Source organism: Amycolatopsis antarctica (genome assembly GCF_002262875.1).
Lineage (GTDB): Bacteria > Actinomycetota > Actinomycetes > Mycobacteriales > Pseudonocardiaceae > Amycolatopsis > Amycolatopsis antarctica.
In genome coordinates this window covers 112,977-124,424 of the sequence record NZ_NKYE01000010.1, presented here as the reverse complement: position 1 = coordinate 124,424, position 11,448 = coordinate 112,977, and the positions used below count along the sequence as shown (strand labels likewise).

The following is an 11,448-nucleotide window of genomic DNA, read 5'->3' as shown; positions in this document are numbered from 1 at the left end:
TGTGCGTCGTCATCGGCCCGGAGCTCGCCCGCGAGGCGGGCACGGCGGGACTGGCACGGCGGGGCGGACGCGCCGCCCCGCCGATCAGCGCACGGCCAGCCCCTCGACCGGCAGCGGGGCGGGCGGGATGTGGAACAGGTCGCCGAACCGGTCCAGCAGGGCGCTGTCACCGGTCACCCGCAGCAGGCCCATCGCCACGGCGTCACCCGGGCTCAGGTCACCGGTCAGCACCTGCTTGAACGGCCCCATCGCCTCGATCACGACATCGGCGTCGGGATGCGCGCCCTCCGAGACCTTCAGCACGCCGTCGTCGACCATCGCGTGCACGACGATGCCGGGCCCGTAGTGCACCTGGTACGTCGCGCGCAGCCCGATGGCGGCCTCCGGCCGGAAGATCGTGTACAGCGACAGGATCGCCGAGTCGACGGTGAAGATATCGTCCGCACCGGGCTCGCCGAGGGAGCGGGCGCCCCACAGGCCGAGCTGGAGCACGATCGTCTCCAGTTCACTGCCGTATTCCGTCAGCTCGTAGACGACCGCGGCGTCGAGGTTGGCGAGTACGCGGCGGCGGACCACCCCGGCCTGTTCCAGCTCGTTCAACCGGGCCGAGAGCATGCTGGGTGGAATCCGGTGCAGCGTTTCCCGCAGATCGGTGTAGCGCTTGGGACCGAGAACGAGATCCCGGACGACGAGCATCGCCCAGCGCTCACCGACCAGCTCCAGGGCGCGGGCGAGGCCGCAATACTGTCCGTACGTTCGACCAGTCATACGTCAATCCTCACTTTTCCATGCGAGAGCATCGTTGTATCGGTGTGTTTCGGGGTACGGAGGCGATGCGAGGTGCCGCGCGGGTTCCGCGTCTCGACGCGGACAGCGTGTGCGTGTCCGCTCGAGCGCCACTCGATTCCCGCACGGCGGGCGCTCAAGGGGCGCGCGGACGGTGTGGCCGGGACGGCCGGGGTGGGCTCGCCGCGGGGCGGACGTCCCCGCCGGACGGTGTACGGGTTCCGGGCATCTGCGCCTCACCTGCTCCCTCTCCGCCGATCGCCGGACGGCACGTCAGGCCGCGGGTTCGCCCGCGGAGAGCAGATCGTGGTGCAACGACTGGAGTTCGTCGCAGGGATCCACCCCGAGTTCGGAGTTGAGCCGGGCGCGCAGCGCGCGATAGGTGGCCATCGCGTCGGAGCGGCGGCCGCTTCTGCCCAGCACGCGCATGAGCTGGCCGTGCAGCCCCTCGTCGAGCGGATTGGCGGTGACCAGTGAACGGAGCTCGCCGATCAGGTCGCGGTGCATCCCGCCCTCGATCTCGGCCTGGATGCGCAGGTGCTGCGCGTTGCGCCTGCGCTCCTGCAGTTCGACCGCGTACGCGGACAGCACCGGCCCGCAGCTCACGTTCGCCATCGGCGGGCCGGACCACAGCGACAGCGCGGAACGGAACGACTGTGCGGCCTCGGCGTACCGGCCCGCGTCAAGTGAACGGCGGCCCAGTTCGCAGAGCCGGTTGAAGGTGAACACGTCCACCTGGGCCGGTTCCACCCGGAAGACGTAGCCGGGCGTCCTGGTGACCAGCAGGGCGTCGCCGTCCGGGGCGAGACCGTTCTGCTCGATGCACTTGCGCAACTGGTAGACGTAGGTCTGCATGGTGGTCCGGACGCTGCGCGGGGGCTCGTTCGCCCAGAGCTCCTGGATGATGGAGTCGATCTGCACGATCCGGCCGGGCCGGAGCAGCAGCATCGCCAGCAACTGCAGCATCTTCGGTGCGGTGGGCGCGAAATCCTGCCCGTTCTTGAGCACTTCCAGCGGGCCGAGGAGGGTGAACGACACCGTGCCCGGCGCCGGTCCGTCGTACTGGGGCGCGGTACTTCCCGTTCCGTCCCAGCCTGCGATCTCGGTGTGCATGACAGGCGCCTCCCAGTTCGACTCGCATCCCGACCCGATTCCGCCGGGCCCGATTCGGCTCTTTTCCGGCGACGGTCGTGCGTTGGTCGAAGATTGGCAGAATGTGCCTGGTAGTGGCAGTGACAGTGGCACCAGAAGCGACGTGTATTAATCCGTACCCGATATGAAGAACACATACGGCACCCATGATCCGCGCACTGGTCGCAGGGCGGGAGAACCCAGAGGATTCGAGAACCCAATCAACACCAGCCCTCCACCTCTGGGAGTTCTGATGAACAACGACGGCAAGGTCATCAACATCACGGACTTCGTTGCCACGTCCCGTGAATCGGAAACCACTTCGAATTCCGTCGAGCTTATTATCAACACATTCGACAACTGGTGCAACCCCGAGAATCTGACTTCCGTGTGCAGTTGCACCTGGAGCCGTCTGGACGAGGTGGCGGCCTAACATGTCCACGGGTGCCGAAACGGCGGAGCTGCTCGGTTTCAAGCGTCATCTGCGCGCCGAGATACGTGAGGGCGAGGGCGCGTTCCTGTTCTCCGAGCGGGGCGTCACCGCGCTGCGCGGATCGCGGATCGCGGCGCTGGCCGCACTGCTCGACGGCACCCGGGATCTGGACGGCCTGCTCCGGGCCAGGCCGGGTGGCCTGGCGCCGGAGCAGGTCGCGGCACTGGTGGCGCAGCTCGTCGACGCCGGCCTGGTCACCCCCCGCGCCCCGGCCGTGCATGGGATCGACGACCGCGCCCTCGCCTACTGGGACGCCTGCGGAGTGGACTCCGGCGCCGTCGCCACCCGCAACGCCACCGGCCGGGTCGCCCTGCGGACCCTGGGCAGGCACACCGACACCGTTTCGGTGCGCAAGGCACTGGACCAGGCCGGGCTGGAGGTGGCCGAGGGTGCGGCCCCCGGCGACGCCCGGGTCTCGGTGGTCCTCTGCGACGACTACCTCGACCCGCGGCTGGCCGAGATCGACACGGCGCATCGCGCGGCGGGCCGTCCCTGGCTGCTTGCCAAGCCGGTCGGAGCCCAGGTGTGGATCGGCCCGATGTTCCAGCAGGAGGGTGCCGGCTGCTGGCACTGCCTGAGCCACCGGTTGTGGGAGCACCGCAACGCCGAGGCCTGTGTGCAGGCCGCGCTCGGCCACGTGGGCCCCGCGCCGAGGCCCGCGATCTCGGTGCCCTCGCTGACTTCCGGTGCCGCGCACCTCATCGCGCTGGAGGCGTCGAAGTGGCTGGCGGGCCATCGCTATCGCGGGCAGCGCTGTGTCTGGACCCTCGACACCCTCGATCTCAACGGTCAGCTCCACGAACTCCGCGCCCGCCCGCAGTGTTCCGAGTGCGGCGATCCCGGTCTGGTCGCGGCGTCCACCCTCCGGCCCGTTCGCCTGCTGCCCGCGGCGAAGGTCCCGGTCCGCGACGGGGGTGGCCACCGGACGATGACCCCGGGAGAGGTGCTGGAGCGCTACCGGCACCTGGTCAGTCCGGTCACCGGGATCATCAAGGAGATCACCAGGGACCCGTCGGTGCCGCCGTTCGTCAACTCGTACTACTCCGGCCCGAACCTGACTCGCGGGGTCACCGGTCTGGACAACCTCACGGCGAGCCTGCGTTCGTCCAACGGTGGCAAGGGAACCACCCCGCTCGACGCCGAGGTCGGCGCGCTCTGCGAGGCGGTGGAACGGTACTCCGGGAACTTCCACGGCGATGAGCACCGCGTTCGGGGAAGTGTGCGTTCCCTTGGCGCGCAGGCGATCCATCCGAACGAGTGCATGCTGTTCGACCCGCGCCAGTACGCCGGGCGGGAGCGCTGGAACCCGGAGCACTCCCCGTTCAACCACGTTCCGGACCCGGTGGACGAGGACCAGGAGATGGACTGGACGCCGGTCTGGTCGCTCACCGGCGGACGGCACCGGCTGCTGCCCACCGGCCTGCTGTACTTCGGCGCCCCCTCCGGCGGCCCGGCCCGGTGCGTGCACGCCGACTCCAACGGCAACGCCGCCGGGAGCAGCCTGGAGGACGCGGTCCTGCAGGGCGCACTGGAACTCGTCGAGCGGGACGCGGTCGCGCTGTGGTGGTACAACCGGACGATCGCGCCCGCGGTGGACATCGCGGCGTTCGGCGACCCGTGGATGAACGAACTGCGAGCGCACTATGCCGGGATGTGCCGCGAGATATGGGTGCTGGACGTGACCTCGGACCTCGGGATCCCGGTGATGGCGGCGATCTCCCGGGACACCCGCTCGCCACGGGAACGGATCGTCCTCGGCTTCGGCGCGCACCTCGACCCGCACACGGCGCTGCGCCGCGCCCTGACCGAACTGAACCAGCTCCTGCCCGGCGTACTGCCCGGTGCCACCCCCGCCGAGGACCCGGACACCAGGCGCTGGCTGGCCGAGGCGACCGTGGCCAACCAGCCCTACCTGCTCCCGGACCGGCGTCTGCGTGCGAGGGTTCCGGCCGACTACCGCCACGTCCGGCGGCCGGACGTGCGCGACGACGTCGACGCCCTCGTCCGCGCGTTCGCCGGGCACGGCCTGGAGACCCTGGTGCTGGACCAGACCCGCCCGGACGTCGGGCTTCCGGTGGTGAAGGTGATCGTGCCGGGCCTGCGCTCGTTCTGGGCGCGGTTCGCCCCCGGCAGGCTTTACGACGTGCCTGTCGCGCTGGGCAGACTGGTCGAACCCCGCGCCTACGGCGACCTCAACCCGATCCCCCTGTTCCTGTGAGGCCCGGCCCCGGGCCTCAGGTGACCGACGACGGACGTGCCGGAGGAGCCGCCATGGAAACCGATGACGCGCAGGCGGCGACGATCCGCCTGTGGTCACTCCGGCAGGACGTGCTGGTCGAGGTCGGAGCCGGCGACGAGTCCCTGGTGGTCGTCACCCGCTGGGGCGAGTTCGACCTCGGCGGTGCGGACCGGGTGGTCCGTGAGGCCCTGCGGCGCATGCGACTCGGGCCGATCTCCCTGGAGAACGTCACCGCCGGCACCGGGAACGCCGAGGACACCGACGTCGCGTACCCGGGACGTGCCGAGCTGGAGAAGGTGCTCGACCAGCTCAGCGGATCGGTGGTGCACTCGCTCGGCCTCCGCGACGGCCAGGCGCCGCTGCTGTCGCTGATCCCGGTGGTGAAAGCACCGGAGTTCCGGCCGGAACCGGTGCCCGGCGGTGCGCCCGTCCGGCTGTCCCGCTTCGCGACCATCCGCCCGGACGGTGGCGCTCTGGTGCTTGAATCGCCCGCGTCCCGGTTCACCGTCTCGCTCGGCGGGCAGGCGGCCGTGCGGGTGGTCACCGCGCTGGCGGCACCGGTGTCGATCGCCGAGATCGGTGCGCGGTCCGGGATCGACGGCCGGGTGGTCGCCGACATCGTCGCGTACCTGACGGCCGCCGGGGTGGCACTGGTCGGCGACGGCCGGGCCGGCTTCGCCGAGGACGAGGACCCCGCGTTGCGCTCCTGGTCGCACCACGAACTCGCGTTCCACCGCAAGAGCCGCACCCGGCAGGGCGACGGTCCGGTGGACATGGCGCCGGCGACGGATGCCCAGCCGCCGATCGTCAAGCCGGTACCCCCCGGCCGGACGGTGGCGCTGCCCCGTCCCGCGCCCGGCCGGACCGGGCACGGTGAACCGGGGCTGACCGCCCTGCTCGAGACCGACCACACCTGCCCGGAGTTCTCCGGGGACGGCCTGTCTCTGCGAGAACTGGGCGAGCTGCTGTTCCGGGCCGCGCGGATCCGTTCGATCGGGCCGGGGCACCTGCCGTTCGGGCCGGGACACGAGGCCTCGCAGCGGCCGTACTTCAACGTCGCGTGTCTCTACGAACTCGAGGTGTACCTCAGCATCGACCGGTGCACCGGGCTGGATCGCGGCATTTACCACTACGATCCGCTGGGTCATGCGCTCACCCTCGTCAACGACGACCGTACCGATCTGGCCGAGATGCTGGACATGGCGAAGGTCGCCGCGGGCAGCGTGCCGCGACCGGCGGCGCTGCTGTCGGTGACCGCACGGCCCGGCCGGACGTCGTGGGCACTGGGTGGTGCCGCCTACGCGACCGCGCTGGCGCATTTCGGCGCGTTGCAGCAGACGCTCTACCTCGTCGCGAAGGCGATGGGACTGGCGGTGCACGCCGTTCCGGTGGACGACTGCGACACCGTCGGACGGGCACTCGGGCTGGACTGGCCCGCGGAGATAGGAGTCGGCGAGTGCGTCCTCGATCGGGAATCGTGACCTTCGGCCAATTCGACGATTGCTCGTAGCGAAATGCTTGCGTATGGTCGAATTTCGCGTGTCGTGACCGTGCGCCTGCGAGGGGACGAACGATGAGTTCAGTGCACGAGGTGCAAAATGCGCAGGAAACCGGCGGGGAACGGGAAGAACTGAAATCCACCGATTCCGCACACCGATCCGGTGATCGTTCCACCGCGTTTCCGCAGAGCCTGCTGAGCCCGATGGCACCACGGCTGGCGATGCTGGTCACGACCGTGGTCTTCGGTGGGATCGCCGTGCTCGCACTGGCCAGGGTGCTGTTCGACATGGAACAGCCGTGGCCGGACGCGCTCGGTGCCGTCTACCTCGTTGCCTTCATGGCGTTGCAACTGGGTTATTTCAGCAGCCCGAAGGCCTCGTTGCGACCGCCGGTCACCTACGCCGCGCTGGTCGTGCAGGCCTGCCTCGCCTATCTGCCCATGCTGCAGTTCGGAGTGATCTGGCTGGGCATGCCCGGGTTCCTGGCTGGCAGCGTGCTGCTCAGCCTGCGGCCGCGCGTGTCGGTGCCGCTGTACGTGCTGATCGCCGGAAGTGTCGGCCTGCTCGACAGCAACTTCGGTCCGTCCACGCTGCCCCCCGCGTACGTCGCTCTGTTCTCGTTCGTCTCCACCACCATCACCGCGCTGGTCGTCTTCGGTCTCACCCGATTGGCCCGGCTGGTGACCAAATTGAATGCGAACCGGGAGGAATTGGCGCGCCTCGCGGTCGCGGATGAACGTCTCCGTTTTTCCCGCGATCTGCACGATCTGCTCGGATTGAGTTTGTCGGCGATCACGCTGAAAAGTGAACTCGCGAAACGGTTGATGGAGGAAAATCCCCAACGGGCGGCGCAGGAGATCGACGAGATCCTGCTGATGTCCCGGAAGGCCCTCGGTGACGTCCGATCCGTCGCCAGTGGATACCGCAAACTGTCATTGGACGAGGAGTGTCGCTCCGCGCGGGGCGTGCTGATGGCCGCCGACGTGGAGGTCAGTATCGAGCGGACCGACGGTGTCCTGCCCGATTCGGTGGGTACCGTGCTCGCCACGGTGCTGCGCGAAGGGGTCACCAACGTGCTGCGGCACAGTTCCGCCCGCTGGTGCGCGATCACGGTGCGGACCGGGAACGACGAGGCCCGCATGGAGGTCGTCAACGACGGCGTCCCCGGAAGCGCCGACACACTGGACGACACCGACGGCGGCAACGGCATCCGGAACCTCTCGCACCGCGTCGCACTGCTCGGGGGCAGGCTCGCCGCGCACGAGGTGCCCGACGGCAGGCACCTGCTGCTGGCCGTCATCCCGCTCGGCGCCACCCCGGGCGGGGCGGATCGCACCGTCGCGAACGGTGTCCCGGCCGGTTCGCGCACGCCGTGGCGGCCCCGGCGGCGCACCCCGGAGCGCACCGCCGGTTGAGGCCGGGTCAGAGCCAGCCGGACTCGGTGGCGATCCGGATCGCGTCCACCCGGTTGCGCGCGTTGAGTTTCGTGACCGCCGTCGTGAGGTAGTTGCGCACCGTTCCGGGCGAGAGGAACAGTTCGGCGGCGATGTCGCCGACGTTGCGTCCCGCCGCGGCGAGCCGCAGGATCTCCACCTCCCGCGTGGTCAACGGGCAGTCGTCGGTGTCCCAGGCCGCCAGCGCGAGTTCGCTGTCGATCACCCGTCGTCCCACCGCGACCTGGCGGACGGCGTTGGCCAGCTTCGCGGAGGGCGCGTCCTTCAGGATGAAGCCGTTCACCTTCGCGTCCAGCGCCCGGCGGACGGTGCCGGGGCGGCCGAGGCTGGTCAGGATCAGGGTGCGGCAGCGGGGGAGCGTCTCGTGCAGTTCGGCCGCGGCGGTCAGCCCGTCGACGCCGGGCAGGTCGATGTCGATGATGGCGACGTCCGGCAGGTGCTTGTGCGCGGCGGGCAGGATGGCGTCGCCCGAGGCCACCTCGGCGACCACCTCGATATCGCGCTCGAGGTCGAGCAGGGCGACCAGCGCGCCGCGGACCATGTGCATGTCCTCGGCCAGCAACACCTTGATCACGTTCGCCCCCAGTCACGTCCGGCGTGTCAATCGTCCCTCTGAGCGATCTGGATTCGGGAACAGACCGTTACATCCACGGGATCCCCGCGCCGGGAATCAGCTGTCTCCGGAGCATTTCCGGTGCCGTCGGCGGAACGAACCTCGCATTCGGGTGACCGCCGCCGATTCCGTGACCCTCCGCACGGCGTGATCACAGTGTAGGCCTTGTCGGGCAATTCCCGGTCGCGACCACGGAATCGCGCACAGGACTGGTCCCCGTCTTCCCGGCGAAGCCGCCGAATGGCGCAACACGGTGGTTCCGTCGCCACTCGTGCCGAGGCAGATCCTCGCGGGAAGCCGGCCGCCGGCGGCTCGGCCGGCGCGCGACGCGGAAGCTCGAACCCGCTTCGACTTCGATTCGAGCAGACGAGGGAATCCTTACTCGTGTGGGTGAGAAGTAGGTAGTCGCAACGTGATGATCCGGCCGAATGCGGGAGGGACGATGGCAAGTCTCTGCGAAGCAACCAACTGTCGAGTCGGTACCGACTCCGGAACGTCATCGTCCTCGCGGCCCATGGTGCGCCCCCGGCTGTGCCTGGCGTGCCGGGTGCGGGCGGCCCGCGATCTGCGCCTGCTGAGCGAACCGCACCCATTGCCCGGCCCGCCCCCAGGCGTTCCGAGTGCGGTGCGCGCTGCCACGCCCCGGCGCGGAGCGACGGACGCGACCGGGATTCTCGCTGCCTGGTGCGCACTGGTGGCCACCGAGCGGAGGACGGCCGGGCCGGTGGGGGAGGGATGGTCACCGCACGCCGCATACCTGCTCGCGCACCTCGACTGGCTGACCGCCCACCCAGCGGCGAGCGAATTCGCCGACGAGCTCACCGCGCTCGTCGCGGCGCTGCCGGAGGCCGAGCGCAGGGTGGAACTCGGCCCGTGCGCACGCCCCGGCTGTGGTGCTCCGGTGCACGCGACCGTCCGGGCGGACGGCTCGCTGCGCCCGCAGATCGCATGCGGCGCAGGGCACTTCTGGCGTGGCGAGCCGGTGGGTGCCGGGAACGGGCGGAACGGCAAGGAACTCACCGAGACGCGGCCAGGCCCGGCGCGGCCGGAGCGAGCGGCATGAGCACGGCCGGGACGGCGCACCGCACGGTCGCCGCCGCGGCGGAGAACCGGCGCGTCCACGGGTGACAGCCGGCGCAGTGAGCGGTCCGCGGCCGAGCCCGCGACCGGTGCGGGGGTCGCGGTGCCAGTGGCGTCGCGGCGCAACGACGTGCGTTCCGTCAACACCACGCTGGCCAGGGGAGCCAGCCGAGCGAGGAGAATCCACGATGCTTTCGGCCGTCCAGCACGCGATCTCGTCCATGCACGAGCGATACTTCGACCCGATCACGGTGAACGACCTCGCCGCCGAGGTGTTCGTCAGCCCGTTCCACTTCTCCCGCATGTTCGCCAAGGTGACCGGCGTGACGCCGGGCCGCTACCTGACGGCCGTGCGGTTGTTCGAGGCGAAGCGACTGCTGCTGACCACTTCGCTGACCGTCTCCGACATCGTCTGCAGTGTCGGCTACAGCAGCGTCGGGACGTTCACCAGCCGGTTCACCCAGGCCGTGGGCATGACGCCGACGCAGTACCGCAGCCCCGAGGTGGGGCAGCTCCTCGTCGCCGTCTCCCCGGGTTTCCAGCGTCTGCCCGCACTCGAGGCACTGCGTAACGCCGGGGTGGGCTGTGCCCGCCCGCAGAGCGACGGCGGCTCCATCGTCGGCCGGATCGAGATGCCCACCGGATCGATGCCGGCGACCGTGCTCGTGGGGGTGTTCCCGGACATGATCCCGCAGCGCGGACCGGTGGCGTTCAAGGGAATGCCGAAGGTCGGCTCCACCGAGCTGATCATTAACAACGTGCCGGACGGCCGCTGGGTGGTCATCGCCGCCGCCGAGCACCAGGCGGCACCGGGCGTGCCCACGGCGTTCTCCCTCGGCATGATCAGCGAGCCCGTCACGATCTCCGCCGGGGCGGTGGCGAACGCGGACATCCGGATGCGCGCGCTCCAGCCGACCGACCCGCCGATCGCGTTCACCCTCGCGGGACAGGGATCGCCCACCGTTCCCCGGCAGTTCGTGGCCGAGGTCCGCGGACTGCGGGCCGTGGCCTGAGGTCGGCCTGGGCCCGAGCCGACGTTCACTCGTACACGACGGCGTGGCCGCCGTGCGAACCCGAAGGATGGATCTGATGGCGACAACCCTCGGCGCGCTCCGGCGCCGCGTACTCGCTCCGTCGATGGACGCGGTGAGCTTCGGCGGACGCGGTTTTCCCGGCGCGGGTTCGCCCGCCGCGGACCGGCTCGAGCGGGTTCCGCAGGTGGTGGTGTGCGGGTTCGAATGGGGGATCGACGGGCCCGCGCTCGGTGAGATCGAGCGCAGGCTGGACATGATCGAGCCCGAACTGCGCGGATTCGCCTACGAGGGCGCGACGATGGCGTTCACCATTCTCGACGCGATGGGCCCTCGACAGCGCCACCGCACGGTGGAACTGATGGCCGGCCCCGGGGAACGGCACATATTCCTCACCTACATCGGTATCGGCTTCGCCATGGCACGGCTGCCCAGGGTGCTGTGGAAGAAGGTGCTTCCCGATCTGGCTGGTTCGGCGTACCACCCCACGATGAGCTGGCTGGCCGTGGACGGATACGGATTCGACCGCGCCTATTTCGATACCCGCCGGTGGGTGGACGAACAGCACGTTCCCGCGCCGTACGCCTGGGACGGGTGCCCGGAGTACTTCCGGCGTGCGGTCGATCAGGGAATCGGCCGGGCGCTGTGGTTCATTCACGGCGCGCGCACGGCGGTGGTCACCGAGGCGGTGCGGCGGTTCGCCGAGCACCGCCGCGCCGACCTGTGGAGCGGCGTCGGTCTGGCAGCCACCTTCGCGGGCGGCTGCGACTCACCCGGTCTCGCGGCGCTGCGCGAGTCCGCGGGCGGGCACCGCGCGGAGGTGGCACTCGGTGCCGTGTTCGCCGCGAAAGCCCGTCAGTACGCGGGTTTCGTCCCCGCGCACACGGATTCGGCGGTATCCGCGCTGGCCGGACTGACGGTGGCCGAGGCCGTCGGGATCGCCGACGCCACCGATCCGGGTACGGCGCCGGAGCTGGTCCCCGCCCCCGCCGAGCCGGTCTACGAACTCTGGCGGCAGCGCATACGGGACGCCGTGACCGAACCGGGACTGCGGTTGGCGAGTTGATCCGCCCCCTCGCAGGCTGGGAGTAGATGGGCATTCCCGTGCGCTGCGAGAATTGA

At 70.2% G+C, this 11,448-nt stretch carries 10 protein-coding genes; 7 read left to right on the top strand and 3 right to left on the bottom strand.

The genetic code is table 11. From position 1 onward, the window contains the following. Nucleotides 1-84 precede the first annotated feature (84 nt). Both CFN78_RS17475 and CFN78_RS17470 read right to left on the bottom strand, forming a co-directional pair. Nucleotides 85-768 (bottom strand): winged helix-turn-helix transcriptional regulator, encoded by a 684-nt coding sequence (locus CFN78_RS17475; protein ID WP_094863892.1) that lies wholly within the window; start codon nt 766-768, stop codon nt 85-87. 291 nt (nt 769-1,059) lie between these two features. Continuing rightward, nucleotides 1,060-1,899, bottom strand: a complete 840-nt coding sequence (locus CFN78_RS17470) for an AfsR/SARP family transcriptional regulator (protein ID WP_094863891.1) — start codon at nt 1,897-1,899, stop codon at nt 1,060-1,062. A 271-nt stretch (nt 1,900-2,170) separates the two neighbouring features. Here CFN78_RS17470 and CFN78_RS17465 point away from each other — a divergent pair, with 271 nt between their 5' ends. From CFN78_RS17465 to CFN78_RS17450, 4 genes are all read left to right on the top strand, one after another. Continuing rightward, nucleotides 2,171-2,350: a hypothetical protein gene (locus tag CFN78_RS17465; RefSeq protein WP_094863890.1), complete on the top strand. Its 180-nt coding sequence runs from the start codon at nt 2,171-2,173 to the stop codon at nt 2,348-2,350. Nucleotide 2,351: 1 nt separating this feature from the next. Further along, entirely contained in the window at nt 2,352-4,628 is a 2,277-nt protein-coding gene (locus CFN78_RS17460) for a TOMM precursor leader peptide-binding protein (RefSeq protein ID WP_094863889.1), read from the top strand. A 53-nt stretch (nt 4,629-4,681) separates the two neighbouring features. Next, the gene (locus tag CFN78_RS17455) at nt 4,682-6,130 is read left to right on the top strand and encodes a SagB family peptide dehydrogenase (RefSeq protein ID WP_094863888.1); all 1,449 of its coding nucleotides are present in this window, start codon (nt 4,682-4,684) and stop codon (nt 6,128-6,130) included. 92 nt (nt 6,131-6,222) lie between these two features. Then, a complete protein-coding gene (locus tag CFN78_RS17450) occupies nt 6,223-7,563 on the top strand; it encodes a sensor histidine kinase (RefSeq protein ID WP_094863887.1) in 1,341 nt (446 codons plus the stop codon). Between the two features lie 7 nt (nt 7,564-7,570). Here CFN78_RS17450 and CFN78_RS17445 read toward each other — a convergent pair whose 3' ends face one another. Then, the gene (locus tag CFN78_RS17445) at nt 7,571-8,176 is read right to left on the bottom strand and encodes a response regulator transcription factor (protein ID WP_094863886.1); all 606 of its coding nucleotides are present in this window, start codon (nt 8,174-8,176) and stop codon (nt 7,571-7,573) included. Nucleotides 8,177-8,729: 553 nt separating this feature from the next. Between CFN78_RS17445 and CFN78_RS28755 the strand changes: the two genes are divergently transcribed. The 3 genes from CFN78_RS28755 (at nt 8,730) to CFN78_RS17430 (ending at nt 11,392) form a co-directional block, all read left to right on the top strand. Continuing rightward, complete coding sequence (locus CFN78_RS28755) at nt 8,730-9,278, top strand: hypothetical protein (RefSeq protein ID WP_133116375.1); 549 nt, start codon at nt 8,730-8,732, stop codon at nt 9,276-9,278. A 205-nt stretch (nt 9,279-9,483) separates the two neighbouring features. Beyond that, nucleotides 9,484-10,308 carry a helix-turn-helix transcriptional regulator gene (locus tag CFN78_RS17435; protein WP_094863884.1) on the top strand — a complete coding sequence of 275 codons (825 nt, stop codon included), beginning with the start codon at nt 9,484-9,486 and terminating at the stop codon, nt 10,306-10,308. A 76-nt stretch (nt 10,309-10,384) separates the two neighbouring features. Continuing rightward, nucleotides 10,385-11,392 carry a DUF1702 family protein gene (locus CFN78_RS17430; RefSeq protein WP_094863995.1) on the top strand — a complete coding sequence of 336 codons (1,008 nt, stop codon included), beginning with the start codon at nt 10,385-10,387 and terminating at the stop codon, nt 11,390-11,392. Nucleotides 11,393-11,448 lie beyond the last annotated feature (56 nt).

What these genes read in the sequence shown, in the direction of transcription:
- CFN78_RS17475 (WP_094863892.1), bottom strand. Translation starts at nt 768, where the DNA reads ATGACTGGTCGAACGTACGGACAGTATTGCGGCCTCGCCCGCGCCCTG.
- CFN78_RS17470 (WP_094863891.1), bottom strand. Translation starts at nt 1,899, where the DNA reads ATGCACACCGAGATCGCAGGCTGGGACGGAACGGGAAGTACCGCGCCC.
- CFN78_RS17465 (WP_094863890.1), top strand. Translation starts at nt 2,171, where the DNA reads ATGAACAACGACGGCAAGGTCATCAACATCACGGACTTCGTTGCCACG.
- CFN78_RS17460 (WP_094863889.1), top strand. Translation starts at nt 2,352, where the DNA reads ATGTCCACGGGTGCCGAAACGGCGGAGCTGCTCGGTTTCAAGCGTCAT.
- CFN78_RS17455 (WP_094863888.1), top strand. Translation starts at nt 4,682, where the DNA reads ATGGAAACCGATGACGCGCAGGCGGCGACGATCCGCCTGTGGTCACTC.
- CFN78_RS17450 (WP_094863887.1), top strand. Translation starts at nt 6,223, where the DNA reads ATGAGTTCAGTGCACGAGGTGCAAAATGCGCAGGAAACCGGCGGGGAA.
- CFN78_RS28755 (WP_133116375.1), top strand. Translation starts at nt 8,730, where the DNA reads ATGGTGCGCCCCCGGCTGTGCCTGGCGTGCCGGGTGCGGGCGGCCCGC.
- CFN78_RS17435 (WP_094863884.1), top strand. Translation starts at nt 9,484, where the DNA reads ATGCTTTCGGCCGTCCAGCACGCGATCTCGTCCATGCACGAGCGATAC.
- CFN78_RS17430 (WP_094863995.1), top strand. Translation starts at nt 10,385, where the DNA reads ATGGCGACAACCCTCGGCGCGCTCCGGCGCCGCGTACTCGCTCCGTCG.